At 65.5% G+C, this 18647-nt stretch carries 19 protein-coding genes; 11 read left to right on the top strand and 8 right to left on the bottom strand.

Features of this window, described 5'->3' with window-relative positions; genetic code table 11:
* Positions 1–67: 67 nt before the first annotated feature.
* Positions 68–1042, top strand: a complete 975-nt coding sequence (locus XI08_RS35570; RefSeq protein ID WP_027542868.1) for a quinone oxidoreductase family protein — start codon at positions 68–70, stop codon at positions 1040–1042.
* 116 nt (positions 1043–1158) lie between these two features.
* Here the strand turns inward: XI08_RS35570 and XI08_RS35565 are convergent, their stop codons facing one another.
* Positions 1159–2355, bottom strand: a complete 1197-nt coding sequence (locus tag XI08_RS35565) for an acetylornithine transaminase (RefSeq protein ID WP_271577989.1) — start codon at positions 2353–2355, stop codon at positions 1159–1161.
* Positions 2356–2650: 295 nt separating this feature from the next.
* Positions 2651–3799, bottom strand: coding sequence for a tetratricopeptide repeat protein (locus tag XI08_RS35560; RefSeq protein WP_271577988.1), 1149 nt, complete (start codon positions 3797–3799; stop codon positions 2651–2653).
* A gap of 124 nt (positions 3800–3923) precedes the next feature.
* Between XI08_RS35560 and XI08_RS35555 the strand changes: the two genes are divergently transcribed.
* From XI08_RS35555 to XI08_RS35545, 3 genes are all read left to right on the top strand, one after another.
* On the top strand, positions 3924–4871 hold the full coding sequence (locus XI08_RS35555) for a hypothetical protein (protein ID WP_027542864.1): 948 nt from the start codon (positions 3924–3926) through the stop codon (positions 4869–4871).
* Between the two features lie 157 nt (positions 4872–5028).
* Positions 5029–5460: a MerR family transcriptional regulator gene (locus XI08_RS35550; protein WP_271577987.1), complete on the top strand. Its 432-nt coding sequence runs from the start codon at positions 5029–5031 to the stop codon at positions 5458–5460.
* Positions 5393–5812, top strand: a complete 420-nt coding sequence (locus XI08_RS35545) for a carboxymuconolactone decarboxylase family protein (RefSeq protein ID WP_271577986.1) — start codon at positions 5393–5395, stop codon at positions 5810–5812. The genes XI08_RS35550 and XI08_RS35545 overlap by 68 nt, the downstream gene beginning before the upstream one ends.
* Positions 5813–6026: 214 nt before the next feature.
* Here XI08_RS35545 and rimO read toward each other — a convergent pair whose 3' ends face one another.
* The gene (rimO, locus tag XI08_RS35540; protein WP_271577985.1) at positions 6027–7352 is read right to left on the bottom strand and encodes a 30S ribosomal protein S12 methylthiotransferase RimO; all 1326 of its coding nucleotides are present in this window, start codon (positions 7350–7352) and stop codon (positions 6027–6029) included.
* A gap of 114 nt (positions 7353–7466) precedes the next feature.
* On the opposite strand from rimO, the gene XI08_RS35535 reads away from it, so the two are divergent.
* From XI08_RS35535 to XI08_RS35515, 5 genes are all read left to right on the top strand, one after another.
* Entirely contained in the window at positions 7467–8057 is a 591-nt protein-coding gene (locus tag XI08_RS35535) for an ANTAR domain-containing response regulator (protein ID WP_027542860.1), read from the top strand.
* The gene (locus XI08_RS35530) at positions 8054–9217 is read left to right on the top strand and encodes a CmpA/NrtA family ABC transporter substrate-binding protein (protein ID WP_271577984.1); all 1164 of its coding nucleotides are present in this window, start codon (positions 8054–8056) and stop codon (positions 9215–9217) included. Before XI08_RS35535 ends, XI08_RS35530 begins: the two co-directional genes overlap by 4 nt.
* A 334-nt stretch (positions 9218–9551) precedes the next feature.
* Positions 9552–11333, top strand: a complete 1782-nt coding sequence (locus XI08_RS35525) for a NirA family protein (RefSeq protein WP_271577983.1) — start codon at positions 9552–9554, stop codon at positions 11331–11333.
* Positions 11330–12937, top strand: a complete 1608-nt coding sequence (locus XI08_RS35520) for a sulfite reductase subunit alpha (protein WP_271577982.1) — start codon at positions 11330–11332, stop codon at positions 12935–12937. Before XI08_RS35525 ends, XI08_RS35520 begins: the two co-directional genes overlap by 4 nt.
* 331 nt (positions 12938–13268) lie before the next feature.
* On the top strand, positions 13269–13421 hold the full coding sequence (locus XI08_RS35515; protein ID WP_014495196.1) for a hypothetical protein: 153 nt from the start codon (positions 13269–13271) through the stop codon (positions 13419–13421).
* Positions 13422–13529: 108 nt separating this feature from the next.
* Here XI08_RS35515 and XI08_RS35510 read toward each other — a convergent pair whose 3' ends face one another.
* From XI08_RS35510 to pxpB, 3 genes are read right to left on the bottom strand one after another with little or no spacing between them, the layout of a single operon-like run.
* Positions 13530–14297, bottom strand: coding sequence for a LamB/YcsF family protein (locus tag XI08_RS35510; protein WP_271577981.1), 768 nt, complete (start codon positions 14295–14297; stop codon positions 13530–13532).
* A 30-nt stretch (positions 14298–14327) separates the two neighbouring features.
* Positions 14328–15365: a biotin-dependent carboxyltransferase family protein gene (locus XI08_RS35505; RefSeq protein ID WP_271577980.1), complete on the bottom strand. Its 1038-nt coding sequence runs from the start codon at positions 15363–15365 to the stop codon at positions 14328–14330.
* Entirely contained in the window at positions 15362–16093 is a 732-nt protein-coding gene (gene pxpB, locus XI08_RS35500) for a 5-oxoprolinase subunit PxpB (RefSeq protein ID WP_271577979.1), read from the bottom strand. Before pxpB ends, XI08_RS35505 begins: the two co-directional genes overlap by 4 nt.
* 236 nt (positions 16094–16329) lie before the next feature.
* Here pxpB and XI08_RS35495 point away from each other — a divergent pair, with 236 nt between their 5' ends.
* Together XI08_RS35495 and XI08_RS35490 are read left to right on the top strand one after the other, a co-directional pair.
* Positions 16330–17028 (top strand): ribonuclease activity regulator RraA, encoded by a 699-nt coding sequence (locus tag XI08_RS35495; RefSeq protein WP_011087336.1) that lies wholly within the window; start codon positions 16330–16332, stop codon positions 17026–17028.
* Between the two features lie 16 nt (positions 17029–17044).
* Positions 17045–17449, top strand: a complete 405-nt coding sequence (locus XI08_RS35490; RefSeq protein WP_027542853.1) for a (R)-mandelonitrile lyase — start codon at positions 17045–17047, stop codon at positions 17447–17449.
* A 174-nt stretch (positions 17450–17623) separates the two neighbouring features.
* Here the strand turns inward: XI08_RS35490 and XI08_RS35485 are convergent, their stop codons facing one another.
* Both XI08_RS35485 and XI08_RS35480 read right to left on the bottom strand, forming a co-directional pair.
* On the bottom strand, positions 17624–17980 hold the full coding sequence (locus XI08_RS35485) for a hypothetical protein (RefSeq protein WP_271577978.1): 357 nt from the start codon (positions 17978–17980) through the stop codon (positions 17624–17626).
* Between the two features lie 182 nt (positions 17981–18162).
* Positions 18163–18647, bottom strand: a 485-nt coding sequence (locus tag XI08_RS35480) for a DUF2147 domain-containing protein (protein ID WP_271577977.1), incomplete at its 5' end; no start/stop codon positions are given.

The raw sequence follows: 18647 nt of genomic DNA, 5'->3' as shown, positions 1-18647 counted from the left end.
GTCGAGTTGACAAGGTGGCCGTGATGTCTTTGGCTTGCCGCCGCGACGACCGAGAGGAGGTCAGTCAATGACCAAAGCCGTCCGTGTGCACAAGGTCGGAGGCCCCGAAGCCCTGGTCTACGAGAGCGTCGACGTGCCGGCGCCCGGCCCCGGCGAGGTGCGCATCCGCCAGCATGCGGTGGGCCTGAACTTCATCGACGTCTACTACCGCACCGGCCTCTACAAGGCGCCGGGGCTGCCTTTCATCGCCGGCAACGAGGCCTCGGGCGAGGTCATTGCGGTCGGGCCGGGCGTCACGAATTTCCATCCCGGCGACCGCGTCGCCTACTACTACAATCTCGGCGCCTATACCGGCGAGCGCAACATTCCCTGGGAGAAGCTGGTCAAGCTGCCCGACCACATCACCCACGAGCAGGGCGCCGTGCTGATGCTGAAGGGGCTCACGGTCTGGTACCTGCTGCACAAGACCTTCAAGGTCGAGCCGCATCATCGCGTGCTGATCCATGCCGCCGCCGGCGGCATCGGCCTGCTCGCCTGCCAGTGGGCGAGGGCGATGGGCGCCCATGTCATCGGCACGGTCGGCTCGCGCGAGAAGGCCGAGCTTGCTGAGGCCAATGGCTGCGACCACGTCATCCTCTACAACGAGGAAGACTTTGTCGCGCGCGTCAAACAGATCAGCCGCAACGAGGGCTGCGACGTCGTCTATGACGGCGTCGGCAAGGCGACCTTCCCGGGGTCGCTGTCCTGCCTGAAGCCGCGCGGCATGTTCGTCTCGTTCGGCAATGCCTCGGGCCCCGTGCCGCCGTTCTCGATCGCCGAGCTCAACAACCACGGCTCGCTGTTCGCGACCCGGCCGAAGCTCAACGACTACGTCGGCACCCGCAAGGAGTTGCTGGAAGGCGCCGACACGCTGTTCGCCGCCGTCATCAACGGCAAGCTGCACGTGCCGATCAACCACGCCTACGCGCTGAAGGACGCCGCCAAGGCGCATATCGATCTCGAAAGCCGCAAGACCACGGGCGCGTCGATCTTGAAGCCGTAGGTGACTGTCATTCCGGGGCGGCTCGAAGAGCCGAACCCGGAATCTCGAGATTCTCAGGTGCGCAATTGCGCACCATAGTTCGATGCTTCGCATCGCCCCGGAATGACTCGACCACATTACGCCACGCATCTCGCCGCGCCCGCCTTCGTCAGGATCGTATCGAGACAATCGATCATCTCGGCAATCTCCGCCCGCGTGACATTCAGCGCCGGCATGAAGCGTAGCGTGTCGACCTGCGGTGCGTTCAGCAGCACGCCGGCCTCGAACGCTTGCGCAACGATGCTGGGCGCGATCGGCAGCTTGAGGTCGAGCGCGAGCAGCAGGCCGCGCCCCCGCACGCCGCCGAGGCCGTGCCGGGCCGAGACCTTCTGCAACTCGCTTTCGAGCAAGAGGCCGGTCTCGGTGACCGCCTTCAGGAAGTCCGGCTTGCCGACCTCGTCCAGCACCGCAAGGCCCACCGCGCACATGATCGGGTTGCCGTTGAAGGTGCCGCCCTGGTCGCCGTGCTCGAAGCAGGCGACGCGTTCGGTCGCAAGCAGGGCCGCGAGGGGAACGCCGCCGCCGATGCCCTTGCCGAGCGTCATGATGTCGGGCGCGATGCCGGCGTGCTCGTAGTGGAAGAGCTTTCCGGTCCGGCCCATGCCGGTCTGGATCTCGTCGAATATGAGCAGCAGACCGTGCGCCTCGGTGAGCGCGCGCAGCTCCTGCAGGAACCGATCGGTCGCGGGCCACACGCCTGATTCACCCTGGATCGGCTCCAGCATGATAGCGACGGTGTTGTCGTTGATCAGCTTTTCGACCGAGGCGATGTCGTTGAGCTTCGTCTTCTTGAAGCCGGCGACCTTCGGCTCGAACAGGGGCTCGAACGCCTTCTTGCCCGAGGCTGACATCGTCGCCAGTGTCCGGCCGTGGAAGCCGCCTTCGAAGCTGATGATCTCGAACGCGCCGCCCTTGTGCAGGCTGCCATATTTGCGCGCGAGCTTGATCGCGCCCTCATTGGCTTCCGCGCCGGAGTTGGCGAAGAACACCTGATCGAAGGCACTGTTTGCGACCAGCGCTTCGGCAAGTTTCAGGCTCGGCTCGTTGTAGAACGCCGGGCTCGGCGTCAGCAGCCGTTTTGCCTGTGCGCTGAGCGCGTCGGCGATCGCCGCTGGCGAGTGACCGAGGCAGTTGACGGCCCAGCCCTGCACGAAATCGAGATAGCGCTTGCGGCTGTCGTCCCAGAGGTAGGAGCCGGCGCCGCGGACGAACACGGCCTTCGGCCGTGCGGTGATGTCCATCAGCGCGTCATACGGATGGGTGGCGGTGGTCATGTCGAACTCCTCTGGAGGGGCGGGTGGAAAATGGACGCAAAAAGCAAGAAGGCCGCACTTTGCGGGTGCGGCCTTCTCGAAAACTGGCTGAATTCAGTGCTTCAGCGGCGTCGTCGGACATGGCGCAACCCATCATCGTCGCGGGTGCGACGACGGAAAGCTGCGCGGCGGTTGGTCCGAGAGTTGATCATGGGGCGCGTCCCTACAGCCGAAGGGCAGGGCTTGTCAAGCCGGTGTTTTGCGAGACACACCCCTGGCGAGCATCGGTCAAGCGCGGGTGCGCGGCTTTCCCGGCCTACTCCACGCCGTAACGTGCGAACACATCGGCGATGCCGGCATTGAGTGCTTTGGCCGCCGCGATGTCGCGTTCGGCGCCGTCGGCATCGCCCTTTTTCCGTTTCGCAAGGCCGCGGCCGTAGAGCGCGCTGTCGAGCTCGGGCTTTGCGCTCAGCGCTGCGTCGTAATCGGCAATCGCCGCGTCGAGATTGCCGAGCTTGAGGTGGACGAGGGCGCGGCTGTCCAGCGTGTTGGGATCGTTCGGGCGCATCCGCAGCGACTGCTCGCAATCGGCCAGCGCCTCCTGCAGGCGGCCGACGATCGCGCGCGTCATGCAGCGGGCATTGAACACGCCGGCATAGCTCGCATTGGCCCTGATGGCGCGGTCGTAATCCTCCAGCGCCCGCGCGTAATCGTGGTCGTCGAAATACATGTTGGCGCGCGCATAGGCGTCGCGGTCGTTGTTCGGCATGAGCTGAAGCGACTTGCCGAAATCGGCAAACGCCCGCGTCCGATCACCCTTGTCGCGGAAGATGCGCGCACGGTTGCCATAGGCCGGCCCATAATTGGGATCGAGCCTGATCGACATGTCGAGATCGGCGAGCGCGCGATCGGCCTCGCCGTGCTCGCGATAGGCCGTGCCGCGGTTGAAATAGGCGAGCGCGAATTTCGGATCGAGCTTGATCGCCTGACCGTAGTCGGCGAGCGCCTGCGCGTAGTCGTTCTTGCCGATGTAGGAATTGCCGCGGTTGTTATGGTAGAGCGGATCACCGGGCTTGAGCCGGATCGCGCTCGTATAGTCGGCGATGGCGTGGTCGCGATCGCCGAGATCGTCATGGGTAATGCCGCGATTGTACCAGGCGATGGCGTCCTTCGGATCGAGATCGATGGCGCGGTTGAGATCGGCCAGGGCCCGCTCTGTTTCGCCCTTGCGCCGGAAGATCTCGCCGCGGTTGGCAAGCGCGAGCGCATTTGATGGATTGGCTTGCAGCACCGCCGAGCAGCCGGCGAGGCGCCGGTCGTCGCCGACCTTGTCGGTGCCGAAACACCATTGCCGCGCCTGCGCGGGTGAGGGCGATTGCGCCGCGGCGGGAAGTGCGAGCAGGATCAATGCAGTGCCGGTCGCGCACAGCCCGGCCCGGACACCAGCCTTGAGATTGTATTTCATCGATTGCCGCACAGAAACCATTGAGCCTCTGGCGCGTTTGTGATCGAAGGACGCGAATTGGTTCGAACCGGACGCTGGTCCGTTGAGACCAACACTGGCGGGACCAACCAGACAGTATTCAGCCTTGTCCGATACGCCTTACCCGATCGACCTCGACAGCATTCGCGGCGCATTTCCGCCGGGCATCGAAGCGCCATCCCTGCTTGTCGATTTCGCCGACTGGCTGAACGGGCGCCCTTGGGGCAGCGTCGGTCGCTTCTCCCTGCAAGGGCAGTTCTCCGATCATGCGCCGATCGTCGACGGCAGTCCCCTGCGCGACAGGTTTTCGCTGTTCATGCGGCTTCCGGACGGCTCGGCCGTCGGCGGGTGGTACGGTGCCGGTCTCGACCGGGACAACCCGCCGATCGTCGGTCTCGGGTCGGAGGGCGACTACGAGCTGCTGGCGCCGAGCCTTGACGGTCTGCTCGCAAAACTGACGTCGCAGCAATTCGGGAACGCCTGGAGCGACCTGCTGCCGCATGACGAGGTCCAGTGTCAGACGGTCGAGCTCGCGCAGTGGCTGGCCGGACGGCCGGCTGGCGAGCCGATGACGCCGGACGACGCGCCGTCGGAGCTTCCCGACTTTCGCGGCTTCGTGGAAAAATGGAGCCGGGATCGCGAAGACTATTGGGCCAACCATCGCCTGATGGCCGAGCTCGGCTGGCGGCTGGCTGCGCATCTGCCGAAGGGGAAGAAGCCCTGGGACAAGACCAACTTCGAGGTCGCGATATCGGGCGCGCAGTATCAGGCGCGCGTCCTCACGCGCGGGCCGCAGCCGTTCGCGGAAGCATCTTCGATCGAATCCCTGCTGCGCGACCTGCGCGAGGAGATGCGCCGCGCGCAGCCTGAGCTCGGGCTGTGGTACGCGATGAATTTCGGGCTCTACGCCGACGGCCGCGTCATGCCGAACTTCGAATACGACCTGCGCCCGATCATCGACGGCGAGCCTGCGCTGCTGTCCGAGGCGAAGGCTGATCTTGCCCGCGCCCCGCGTCCGGAACGCTGGGTGCCGAAATGGCTGGCGGCATCCTGAAGCTCGGAATCCCGCGATGCTGCCGCCCAGCCGGCGCGCCGAAATCCTCTGCTGTCGTGTCATCTTGACCTCGCGGGAACGGCACCTTCGATCCCCCTTGACTTCGAGTGCGCTCGAAGGGGTATCTGTACGTGCGTCAGTACGAGAACGGGCACACATGAAGATCGGCGACCTCGCAAAACGAACCGGCTTGTCGACTCACACGTTGCGTTATTATGAGCGCATCGGGCTGCTGCCATACGCAGACCGGGATCGTTCCGGCCAGCGTGACTTTGACGCATCGATCCTCACATGGATCGAATTCCTCGGTCGGCTCAAGACCACGGGAATGCCGATCCGGGACATGTTGCGTTATGCGGCGCTTCGTGATGAAGGCGAAGCCACCGGGCCAGCCCGGCAGCAGATGCTGGAAAACCACCGGGAACAGGTTCGCACGCAGATTGCCGAACTCCAGGAATGCCTGCTCGTCCTTGATACCAAGATCGCCGGCTATGCCGGCGACGAACAGAGGACGAAGGAAAATGACGCACGCCCAACCACAAGCCGAAAGCCGCTTCGATCGCGGCCAGCGGGCCCTGTCACGCATTGACGGCAGAGCCGGCGAAAAGGTCGTCGCCTCACTCGCCGACATCGCTCCGGATTTCGCACGCTACGTGATCGAGTTTCCCTTCGGCGACATTTACAGCCGCGAGGGCCTCGGCCTGCGCGATCGAGAGATCGCAACGATCGCCGCGCTGACGGCGCTTGGAAATGCCGCGCCTCAGCTCAAAGTGCATATCGAGGCGGGTCTGAACGTCGGGCTGTCTCGCGGCGAGATCGTGGAGATCATCATGCAGATGGCCGTCTATGCCGGCTTCCCGGCGGCGGTGAACGGGCTGTTCGCAGCCAAGGAGGTGTTTTCCGCGCATGACGGACGGCAGGCGTCGGGAGAAGCGACATGACGTCATCGCGAGCGCGGCAAAGGCGATAGCGGACCCGTCATCCTGAGGTGCGAGGCTTGCGATGCGAACGCATCGCGAGCGGAGCCTCGAAGGATGAGCGGCCGGGATGCAGCTGGGCCGTCGTCCTTCGAGGCTCGCTCTACGGCGCGATTGCGCCGCAGAGCAAGCACCTCAGGATGACGGTGATGATGTGGAAGTCGCTGTCGTCAGTGCGTCAAAACCCCGCAACGCTGCCGTGCAGGTCGTATTGGTCGGCGCGCTCGATCTTCGCCGTGACGATCTCGCCGACACGCAAGGGGCGGCGGCTCGACAAATAGACGGCGCCGTCGATCTCGGGCGCATCGGCCTTGGAGCGCCCCTTGGCGACGGTCGGGCCGACCTCGTCGATGATGATCTGCTGGCGCGTGCCGACCTTGCGCTTCAGCCGGCGCGCGGAGATCTTCTGCTGGCGCGCCATCAGCGCGTTGTAGCGCTCCTGCTTGACCTCTTCCGGCACCGGATTGGCGATCGCGTTCGACGTCGCGCCGGCGACCGGCTCGTACTTGAAGCAGCCGAGGCGATCGATCTCGGCTTCATCCAGCCAGTCGAGCAGATAGGCGAAGTCCGCGTCGGTTTCGCCGGGGAAGCCGACGATGAAGGTCGAGCGCAGAGCCAGGTCAGGGCACTCCTCGCGCCAGCGCTTGATCCGCGCCAGCGTCTTGTCCTGCGCCGCCGGACGCTTCATTGCTTTCAGCACGTCGGGACTCGCGTGCTGGAACGGGATGTCGAGATAGGGCAGCACCTTGCCCTCGTTCATCAGCGCGATGACCTCGTCGACATGCGGGTAGGGATAGACATATTGCAGCCGGACCCAGGCGCCGAGCTCGCCGAGCTCGCGCGCGAGGTCGAGGAATCTGGCGCGGACCTGGCGGTCCTTCCACGGGCTCTCGGCGTATTTCAGATCGACGCCATAGGCCGAGGTGTCCTGCGAGATCACCAGCAGCTCCTTGACGCCGGCGCCGACCAGACGTTCAGCCTCGCGCAGCACGTCATTGGCCGGGCGCGAGACCAGGTCGCCGCGCAGCTTCGGGATGATGCAGAAGGTGCAGCGGTTGTTGCAGCCCTCGGAGATCTTCAAATAGGCGTAGTGCCGCGGCGTCAGCTTGATGCCCTGCGGCGGCACCAGATCGAGATGCGGATTGTGGGCGGGCGGCAGCGCGCGGTGGACCGCGTCCAGCACGCTCTCATATTGCTGCGGGCCGGTGATGGAGAGCACGCCGGGATAGGCCTGCTCGATCTGCTCGGGTTCCGCGCCCATGCAACCGGTTACGATCACCTTGCCGTTCTCGGCCATGGCCTCGCCGATCGCCGAGAGTGATTCCTGCTTGGCGCTGTCGAGGAAGCCACAGGTGTTGACGATGACGATGTCGGCCCCGTCATGCTTGCGGGCGAGCTCGTAGCCCTCCGCGCGCAGGCGCGTGATAATGCGCTCGGAATCCACCAATGCCTTGGGGCACCCGAGCGACACGAAGCTGACCTTGGGCGCAGCCGTCTGTTGCATATCTCTTGAATCTGCCTGATTGATCGGCAGGAGCTAGTCCTAAATGCGGTCAATTACAACCCTTTGCAGGGCGTTCCGGCGTGCTATGGATGAATCGCCTGTCGTGAGTGAGCCATGAGCGCCGAACAGTCGCCCAAAATCGTGATCGTCGACGAAAGCCCGATCCGGGCCGCGATCCTCGAGGAGGGGTTGCGGGAGGCCGGATTCACGCAGGTCGCCCATATCCGCGAGATGCAGAGCCTGCTGGCCCGTATTTATGCGGTCGATCCCGACATCATCCTGATCGATCTGGAAAACCCCAGCCGCGACGTGCTGGAGGCGATGTTCCAGGTCAGCCGCGCCGTGAAGCGGCCGATCGCGATGTTCGTGGACCAGAGCGACTCGGCCTCGATCCAGGCCTCGGTCGAGGCGGGGGTATCCGCCTATATCGTTGACGGGCTGAAGAAGGAGCGCATCAAGCCGATCCTCGACCTCTGCGTGTCCCGCTTCAACGCTTTCGCCAAGCTCCAGGAGGAACTCGAGCGCACCAAGTCGCAGCTCGAGGACCGCAAGATCATCGAGCGCGCCAAGGGCATCTTGATGAAGGTGAAGGGCCTCACCGAGGACGAGGCCTACGTGCTGCTGCGCTCCACCGCGATGCGCGAGAAGAAGAAAATCGGCGAGATCGCCCAGTCGATCATCACCGCGTCGGAGATGCTGAAATGACCGGACCGCTTCGCATCGGGTTCATTCCGCTGGTCGATGCCGCCGCGCTGATCGTCGCCGTCGACAAGGGCTTTACCGCCGCCGAAGGCCTCGACGTCGAACTGGTGCGCGAGGTGTCCTGGTCCAACGTCCGCGACAAGCTCAATATCGGCCTGTTCGACGCCGCCCATCTGCTCGCGCCCGTGGCGATCGCGTCCTCGCTCGGGCTCGGCCACGTCAAGGTGCCGATCGCCGCGCCTTTCAATCTCGGCATCAATGGCAACGCGATCACGGTGTCGCCGGTGCTCCATGCCGCGCTGATGGAGGAGATCGACGGCGACCGCTTCGATCCGCTCGTCACGGCGAAAGCGCTGGCGCGGGTGGTCGCCCGGCGGCGCAAGCTAGGTGCCGATCCGCTCACCTTCGGCATGACCTTTCCGTTCTCGACCCACAATTATCAGCTGCGTTTCTGGATGGCGGCGGCCGGCGTCGATCCCGACGAGGACGTGCGGCTGGTGGTGCTCCCGCCGCCCTACATGGTGGACAGCCTCGCCAACGGCCACGTCGATGCGTTCTGCGTCGGCGCGCCCTGGAATTCGGTCGCGGTCGATCTCGCCATCGGCCACATCCTGCATTTTGTTTCCGACATCCTGGTGCGCGCCGCGGAAAAGGTGCTGGCGGTCCGTCAGGTCTGGGCCGACAAGAATCCGGATGTGGTCGCAGCGCTGGTACGCGCGGCGGTGAAGGGCGCCGCGTTCATCGAGCATCCGGAGAACCGCATCGAGGCGGCGCGTATCCTGGCGCAGCCGGAGCGGATCGGCGTCGGTGCCGAGGTGATCCAGCGCACGCTCACGGGACGGCTGAAGATCTCGCCCGACGGCACCTTCCGCGAAAGCGGCCGTTACCTGCTGGTCGGACGCGAAGGGGCAGGGCGCCCCGATCCGGTCCAGGCCGCCTGGCTCTACGCGCAGATGGTGCGCTGGGGGCAGACGCCGCTGACCCCGGATGGCGTCAAGACGGCAATGGCCGTGTTCAGGCCGGATCTTTATGATGCGGCCTTGGGCAGCCGGGCGCCCAGTGAGGCTCCCGCGGCGTTCGGGGCATTCGCCGGCCCCGTGTTCGATCCCGACAATATCAGGGGGCATCTCGAGGCCTTCGAAGTCGGGCGCTGGAAGGCCTGATTCGGGTCTGCATCGTTTTTGGGCACCTTGGTTCCTCGTCTAAATTTTGGGCTGGCTGCTCGAATTTCGAGAGAGTTCCCCGCCCGGGAGTTCCCGGGGGCACTCCTAATTGTCTGAAACTAAAGCAATTCTCATTTCGAAGAAGCTGGCACGCAACTTGTATGTTGCACTGCGGCCAGCTTGTCACAGACGCCTGCTGAGCCGAGTCCCGCAGCAACGAAGCTGATCGGACCGTTGGGTGCAGAGCAGGCTCTTGAGCCAGCCGAGTGCCTCGCGGGTCGCGCAATTTTCCGTCGATACCACCCCGGTGGCCGCAGGAGCTTCGTTACTGACCATGAAACTCGAAACAGTCTCAGTCGACTTTACCGACGAGCAGAAGCGCTATCTCGAAGGCTTCACGACCGGTCTGCAGATCAGCCGGGTCGGTCGCGGTCTTGGTGGTGGCTCCGGCAAGGCGAATGCCGAGCCGACCGGTCCGGACGCCGTCCACATCAAGGCGCAGGACAAGGTCATCGCCTCGGGCAAGAAGCTCGCCGACCAGGAGAAGTTCAAGCGCGACGAGCATCCGTTCGATGCCTATCCGCGGCTGCGCCAGCAGGCGCTCGACAATGCGCCGCCGAGCCCGGCGGACAATTTCCGCTGGCGCTATTACGGCATCTTCTACGTTGCGCCGACGCAGGACTCCTACATGTGCCGCCTGCGCATCCCGAACGGCATCATGAAGCACTGGCAGCTCTCGGGCCTTGCCGATCTCGCCGACGATCTCTGCGGTCCCTACAGCCATGTCACGACGCGCGCCAACCTCCAGCTTCGTGAGATCCCGCCGAAGCACGCTATAAAACTGATCGAGGGCATCCAGGACATCGGCCTGTGCTCGCGCGGCTCCGGCGCCGACAACATCCGCAACGTGACGGGAACGCCGACCGCCGGCATCGATCCGCAGGAGCTGATCGACACGCGGCCATTTGCGCGCGAGTGGCACTACCACATCCTCAACGACCGCTCGCTCTACGGCCTGCCGCGCAAGTTCAACGTGGCCTTCGACGGTGCCGGCAGGATCGCGGTGCTGGAGGAAACCAACGACATCGCCTTCACGGCGTTCGAGGTGAAGGACGGTTTCGGCGTCGAGCCCGGCGTCTGGTTTCGCCTCGGCCTCGGCGGCATCACCGGACACAAGGACTTCGCAAAGTACTCCGGCATCATCGTCAAGCCGGAGCAGGCGACGGCGGTCGCCGACGCCATCGTGCGCGTGTTCATCGATCATGGCGACCGCACCAACCGCAACAAGGCGCGGCTGAAATACGTGCTCGACGCCATGGGCCATGACGGCTTCCTGAAGCTCGTCGAGGAGCGACTCAAGACGCCGTTCGCACGCGTGCCGGAAGAGGCGTTTGCGCCGCGGCCTGCGGCGGACCGGATGGCGCATATCGGCGTGCACAAGCAGAAGCAGGACGGCCTCAACTGGATCGGCGTGTCGCTGACGCTCGGCAAGCTCACCTGCGACCAGATGCGGGGCCTCGCCAAGGTCGCGCGCGACCTCGGAGACGGGGAGGTCCGCCTGACGGTCTGGCAGAACCTCTTGATCCCGGGCGTGCGCGACGAGAACGTCGAGCTCGCCATTGCCGCGATCAAGCAGATCGGGCTCGCGGTCGAGGCCTCACATATCCGCGCCGGCCTGATAGCCTGCACCGGCAATGCCGGCTGCCGCTTCGCCGCTTCCAACACCAAGCGCCACGCCGCCGAGATCGGCGACTGGTGCGAGCCGCGCGTCGACATGGACAAGCCCGTCAACATCCACGTCACCGGCTGCCACCATTCCTGCGCGCAGCACTATATCAGCGACATCGGCCTGATCGGGGCGCGGGTGCCGGTCAACGAGGAGGACACGGTCGAGGGCTATCACCTCTTCACCGGCGGCGGGTTCGGCCCCGATGCCGACGTCGGGCAGGAGGTCTATCACGACCTCAAGGCCGAGGACGCGCCGAAGACGGTCGAAGCGCTGCTCAAGGCCTATATCGCCCATCGCGCCTCGCCCGACGAAACCTTCCTCGCCTTTGCGCGCCGCCATGACGGCGAGACGCTGCGCAAGCTTGCCGATGCACAGGTGTCCGCATGAACCAGATCACCCCTCCGCCGAAACTCGATATCATTCCCGCCAGCGCGCCGTTCTCCGACGCGCAGCGCTCCTGGCTGAACGGTTTCTTTGCCGGGCTGCTGTCGCCTGATGTGGCGACGCCCTTGTCGGCGGAGCAGGGCGCAGCCGTGATGCAAGCTGGCGACGGCGACGATGGCGAAGCGCCATGGCACGACCAGACCATGCCGATCGGCGATCGGATGAAGCTTGCGGAAGGCCGTCCCGTCCGCCGCAAGATGATGGCGGCGATGGCGCAGCAGGATTGCGGCCAGTGCGGCTACAATTGCCACGACTATTCGGAGGCGATCGCGGGCCGCAGCGAAGCGCGGCTCAACCTGTGCGTTCCCGGCGGCAAGGAAACCGCGCGAATGCTGAAGTCGCTCTACGAGGAGCTCGACAAGGCGCCGGCGGCCAAGGGATCTGACAAGTCGGATGCGGTGGCAGCGCCGGCCGTGACCGTGACGATCTCAGAGCCGGGCCGCTCGCGCGACAATCCGACGGAGGCGACCTTCCTGTCGCGGCGCCTTCTCAACAAGGGGAAGTCGGAGAAGGAGACTTATCACGTCGAGTTCGATCTCTCCGCGAGCAAGCTCGACTACATCGTCGGTGACAGCTTTGGCGTGTTCGCGCGCAACGATGTCGGCCTTGTCGACCAGATCATCGCGCTGCTCGGCGCCTCCCACACCACCAAGGTGAACGGCAAGACATTGCGCGAGGTGCTGATTGACGACGTTTCGCTGTCGCCGGCGCCGGACTCGCTGTTCGAGCTGATCTCCTTCATCACCGGCGGCGCGCAGCGCGAGAAGGCGCGGGCGCTGGCGCAAGGCGAGGATCCCGATGGCGATGCTGCCACCCTCGACGTGATGGCGGCGCTCCAGAAGTTTTCCGGCATAAGGCCGCATCCCGAAGCCTTCGTCGAGGCGCTGGAGCCGCTCCAGCCGCGGCTCTACTCGATCTCGTCCTCGCACAATGCGACGCCGGGAAAACTGTCGCTGACGGTCGATTCCGTGCGCTACGTGATTGGCAAGCGCAAGCGGATCGGCGTTGCCTCGACCTTCCTCGGCGAGCGCATCGCTGAGGGCGAGAAGCTCAAGGTCTATGTGCAGAAGGCGCACGGTTTCGGTCTGCCGCAGGATCCGAAGACGCCGGTCATCATGATCGGCCCCGGCACCGGCATCGCGCCGTTCCGCGCCTTCCTGCTCGACCGCAAGGCGACCGGCGCACCCGGCAAGAACTGGCTGTTCTTCGGCCACCAGCGCAGCGATTGCGACTTCTTCTACCAGGAAGAGCTCAACGCGATGAAGACGTCGGGTCAACTGACGCGTTTGTCGCTGGCCTGGTCGCGCGACGGCGACAAGAAGTTTTACGTGCAGGATCGCATGCGCGAGGTCGGTCGCGAATTGTGGACCTGGCTCGCCGAGGGCGCGCATCTCTACATCTGCGGCGATGCCAAGCGCATGGCCAAGGACGTCGAGCGTGCGCTGGTCGACATTGTCGCCCAGTTCGGTGCGCGCTCGACCGACGAAGCCGTCAGTTTTGTCGCCGAGCTCAAGAAGACCGGCCGCTTCCAGGCTGACGTCTACTAAGCCGCGACAAGATCGGCGTGAATCGTCCCGGCGCCGCAAGCGCCGGGCGTTCCGCCGAAAGCGCGGCTCTACTGTGCATGGGGTTGTTTTCGACGTTTTTGTTTGGACCGGGTCCAGGGCCTTGAGTCCGGCTGTCATCCGACCGTCATCCGGGCCGGTTCCAACTGGCTCGGATCTTAACGAATAAGATTCTCGGAACCCCCGGGTGAAGAGAATTTGCGCCTGCGGCGGGGCGCCTTCAGAGAACCGTCATCGCTATTTCCGCAGCCATCTTGCCTCCCGCCAGGGTTGATCCTTCATACTCCCACAAATGGGGCGTTGGAGATCCACCATGCGCGAACTATCTGCGGAAGCCAGGCTGCACTTCTACGCGCGCTCGCTCTCGCGTCGGACCGGGGCGAGCATGCACCATGTCGGGCTGTACAGCGCCTTCGCGGTCATCGCCGCGATCGTGTTCGGCACGTTGTCCGTGCACCCGTTTTGAGCTGTCGTTCCGGGGCGGCGAAGCCGAACCCGGAACCTCGAGATTCCCAGGTGCGCAATTGCGCACCATAGTCTGATGCTTCGCATCATCCCGGAATGACCACGGGTCTCACCCGCGCTTGAACGGCGCCACTTCGATCCCCGCATCCTTCAAGGCCTGACGCAAGGTCCGCGCGATCTCGACCGCGCCGTGCGTGTCGCCGTGGATGCACACCGTATCCGTGCGCATCTTGATGACCTTGCCGGTGACCGAGACCACCGCGCCGTCCTGCACCATGCGCACCACGCGCTCGGCGATCGCCTTGGCATCGTGCAGCACCGCGCCGGGCTTCTTGCGCGAGACGAGGTTGCCGTCGTCCTCATAGGCGCGATCGGCGAACACCTCGTGCACCATCGGCAAATTGGCTTCCTCGCCGGCCTTCACCAGCTTCGAATTGGCGAGCACGACGAAGATCAGGCTGGGATCGACCGCCTTGATGCCGGCGGCGATCGCCTTGGCCGTCATGTCGTCTTCGCAAGCGACGTTGGACAGCGCGCCATGCGCCTTCACATGCGTGACCTTGTGGCCGGCCGCGGTCGCGATCGCCTGCAACGCGCCGATCTGGTAGGCGACGAGGTTCTCGATCTCGGAGGCCTTCAGGCCCGCGATCGGATGCCGGCCGAAGCCGTGCAGGTCGCGATATCCAGGGTGCGCGCCGACCGAGACGCCGCGCGCTTTCGCCAGCTCGACCGTCCGGCGCATGATGTCGGGGTCGCCGGCATGGAAGCCGCAGGCGACGTTGACCGAGCTTGCCAGCTCGATCATCGCGGCGTCGTTGCCCATCTCCCACGCGCCAAAACCTTCGCCGAGGTCGCAATTGAGATCGATCGTCTTCATGGTTGCTCTCCGCCTCTGGTCGTCTTGTCGTTACGGCTCCGCCGTGACCTGCCACGTTCCGGCGTCCATGGCGCTGACCGCATAGCCCGCGACGTTGGCGTCGCTGAGCGCCTCGATGTTGAGCGCGACGGTGTCGGCGGAGCGGAGGCGATCGGGCAGGCTGCGGATGGCTTGCGCGAATTTGCGTGCCTCGTCCTGCGCCTCCGCCATGCTGACAGCCTTGAAGCGGAACGCGGTTCCCGCCGAGGTCTGCGCCAGACGGCCGACGTCGGCGGTGATCACGGTAGCGATCTTCGGGTAGCCGCCGGAAGTGCCGCGGTCCATCATCAGCGCGATCGGCGCGCCGTTGCCGGGCACCTGAATGCTGCCGTTGACGGTGCCGTCGGAGACGATGTTGTGGCCGTGCAGATGCTTGATCGCGGGGCCTTCGAGCCGGTAGCCCATGCGGTCGGAGGTCGCCGAGATCTTCCACTCGCTGTCCAGGAACAGCGCCTTGTTGGCGTCGTCGAATTCGTCGTCCTGCGGGCCCAGCAGGACGCGGATCGGACCGCTTACGGGCTTCGGCAGCTCGATGCGCAGCTCCGGCGCACCGGTTGCGGCATCGACGCTGAACTCATCGCCGGCCTGGAGCGGGCGCGGGTAGGGGCTGCCGAGGCCGGCGCGGGCATTGACTGCGAGGCTGCCGAACACCGGCTCGCCTTTGATCCCGCCTTCGATCGCGAGATAAGTGAAGGCGCCGCCGCGGGCAAAGCCCAGCGTCAGCGTTTCGCCGTCCTTCAGCGTCACCGATGTGTCCATCGCGACCGGTCGCCCCGCGACGTCGGCATTGCGCGGCGCGCCGGCGATCGCCACGCGCACGGCGCCGTCACGGGCGGTGAAGGTGGCGCCGAACGGGCCGATCTCGACGGCGGCCGCGAGCGGCTCGTTGCCGACAAGCGTGTTTGCTGCCGCGAGTGCCAGCCGGTCCATCGCCCCGCTCACGGTCAAGCCGTAGCGCTGCGCGCCGAGCCGTCCGCCGTCCTGGACGGAGCTTGCAGGCCCGATGCTGGCGACGATGAGCCGGCTCATGCGACCACCTCCTCGGCGATGATCTCGCCGGCCTCGGCGGCGCGGTCCTGTTCTTCGAACGTCTTGTGGTCGATGGCGAAAAACGTCACGCGATCACCGGGTTCGGTCAGGAAGGTCGGATTGCGGTGGAGCTGATAGGTTCTGACAGGCGTGCGGCCGAGCAGGTGCCAGCCGCTCGGGGCGGCCAGGCACTGGATGCCAGCCTGGATGCCGCCGATCGAGATCGTGCCGGCCGGTGTCAGCAGCCGCGGGTTCTGCCGCCGCGACATGTGCAGGGATTTGTCCAGGCCGCTGAGATAGGACCAGCCCGGCGTGAAGCCGATCATGGCAACCTTGTAGTCGGCGGCGACATGCCGGGCGACGATGTCGTCAGGCGTTGTGTTCAGCGCCTTGGCGACATCCTCGAGGTCGATGCCATGTTCGCCGCCATAGGCGACGGGGATGCGCCAGCGGCGGGCCTTGGTGACCGGTGGCAGCGGCTGGGTGGCGATCGGGAGGATCTTTTCGCCGAGCGCGTCGAAGCTGATCCTGCCGGGATCGTAATGCACCAGCAGCGAGCGATAGGTCGGCACGGTCTCGGTGATGCCGTCGATGGGGCTTGCTGCGAGTGCCTTGTCGAGTGCCAGCACGCGCTGGTTGGCGGCATCGTCGATGGTGCGGCTGAACTCGACCGTGACGGCGCTGTCGCCACTGGGCAAAAGGCGGGGCGGGGGAAGCGTCGCGGCCATGAGCTGTCGAAATCGGGCTTCTCGGGAAACGCGGGCTCTGCCTTGAGTTCCGCTGGTCCCTGCTTCGCGTAAATGCGTCCGCAAGTCCAATAAATTAATGCAAGGGGAAACGATAAAGCCTTGTTATCGCGTCGCATAACCGCCCTGCGGCCCTGCGTTCTTGGCCCTTGACGGAAAGCGTCCGGCTCGCAAGATGCGCGCGTTCTTTCCCGCCCATCCGGAGCTCGTTCTCGTCCATGTCGCTGTCCCCCGAAGCCCGCAAGACCCTCGCCGGCATCACCACTGCCACCATCACCACGGTCCTGCTGAAGAAGGGCCTGCGCAATGTGTGGATGCGCGGCGCGCGCCCGCTGCGCCCGGGCCTGCCGCGGCTGGTGGGACCGGCCTTCACGCTGCGCTTCGTGCCGGCGCGCGAGGATCTGGCGACGCCGGAATCCTGGTCGTCGCCGATCTCGACCCGGACCGCGATCGAGGCAATGCCGGAGGGCTGCATCGCCGTGGTCGATGCCATGGGCATTACTGACGCCGGCATCTTCGGCGACATCCTCTGCGCGCGCATGATGAAGCGCGGCGTCACCGCGCTCGTCACCGACGGCGTGGTGCGTGACGTCGAGGGCGTGCTCGGCACCAATCTTCCGGTCTGGTGCGATGGCTATGCTGCGCCGCCGTCGGTGGCGGGCCTCACCTTTGTCGGCTGGGGCGAGCCGATCGGCTGCGGCGGCGTCGCGGTGTTTCCGAACGATATCGTTGTCGCCGACCAGGACGGCTGCGTGCTGATCCCGCAGGCGATGCTCGATCACGTCCTCAATGAGGGCGTCGAGCAGGAGCGGATGGAAGCCTGGATCGTCAACGAGGTGAACAACGGCGCGGTGCTGCCGGGCCTCTATCCCATGAACGCCGAGACCAAGGCGCGTTACGCCGCCAGCAAGAAGTAACAGAAGCGAGGACCCCATGGAGATCACCGTCGCAGGCACGCGGCCGACCCGCCGCGCGCCCAAGGAAAACTTCACCGGCACCGTGTGGCAGGATCCCGTGATCATGGCGCCCGCGCCGGCACGGCTGAACTGCTCGCGCGTCGCGTTCGAGCCCGGTGCACGCACCAACTGGCATCACCATCCGCTCGGGCAGACGCTCTACGTCATCTCCGGCGTCGGGCGCGTGCAGACCAAGGGCGGCCCGGTCAGAGAGATCCGCCCGGGCGACACTGTCTGGATTCCGCCGGGCGAGTTGCACTGGCACGGCGCATCGCCGACCAACGGCATGTGCCATATCGCCATGCAGGAAGCGCTCGACGGCGTCTACTCGACCTGGCTGGAGCCGGTCACCGACGCGGAGTATGGAGCCGCGGTAGGTTAGTTCTCGTGCCCCGGACAAGACGCATCGCCCGATGGCGATGCGTCGCCAAGCCGGGCCCAGAGCTGCTTAGCGACGAACGACGCTGGGTCCCGGCTCTGCGCAGCAACGCCATAGCGTGTCGAAGACGCGCGTGTACGCGCTTATGGCGTCGCTGCTTGTCCGGGACACGAAACCCTACATTCTTTCCGCCGTCCACGTGCCCGTGCACAGGGCCCCGCGCCAGGTGCCGGAGCCGGACGTGCCGCTCAGCCGGCCGAAGCCGACTGCACGCTTGATGCCGGTGCTCAAGGTGACGTTGATGCTGCCGGCATCGGCGACGCGGCCGGATGCAGACACCGCAGCGCTGCTCGAAGCGATCTGACCGTTGTTGATGCCGATCGCGACGGTCGCGCCGTTGCCGCAGGTCTCGCTCGATGACGAGATACGGACATTCCATGTGCCGTCGAAAGTGCTTGTCGCTGCGCCTGCCTGCGTGAGCGGGACGGCGATGGCGACAATGACCGCGAAGAGACCTTTGCGAAATCCGTTCATGACACGCCCCTGGGGTTGACCATGCGGGGATCGTGGCACGGGTTGCGGAACCGGCGATGTGAGGGCTGTCACGCCTGCTACAGGCTCTGTGAGGTGGCGCACCCCCGCAATGACGTCGCGGGCAAAAGCAAAGGGGCCCGGATCACGGGCCCCTTGTCTCCGTCAGAGCGTCGAAGCCGAACTCAGTTCACCCGTGTCCAGGTCTGGCCGCCGCAGAACATGCCGCCGAAGGCGCAGCCCTGCACGCGCAGGCGATCCGTGCCCTTCATGGCGATCGTGGAATCGTAGGTCGAGCCGGTGTTGGGGTCGAGGATGCGGCCCGACCATTTCTGATCCTTGTTCTGGTCCTTGCCGGGCTTCATGTTGATGAGGACCTGCTCGCCGTTCTGGTTCGACTTGCTGTCGACCGAATAGCCGCAGAGGTTGGTGCCGCATTGCTCGATGCGAACCTTGCCTTCCCTTTCCTCGGTGAGCCAGATGCCGAGCGGCGAATTGAGGTCGCGCGTCGGTGCGGCTGCGGGAGCCGGTGGCGCGACAGCGGCGGACTGAACGGGTGCGGGGGCAGGCGCCGGCGCAGGTGGCGGAGGTGGCACCGGGGGGGCGGCAGCCACGGTCGGAGCCGGCGGGGGCGTCACGGCGGGAGCCGCCTGCTGCTCGACCGGGGCAG

Source organism: Bradyrhizobium sp. CCBAU 11361 (genome assembly GCF_028128935.1).
GTDB classification, from domain to species: domain Bacteria; phylum Pseudomonadota; class Alphaproteobacteria; order Rhizobiales; family Xanthobacteraceae; genus Bradyrhizobium; species Bradyrhizobium niftali.
The sequence above is the reverse complement of the archived record's forward strand: the minus strand, read 5'-3'. Positions and strand labels throughout refer to the sequence as shown.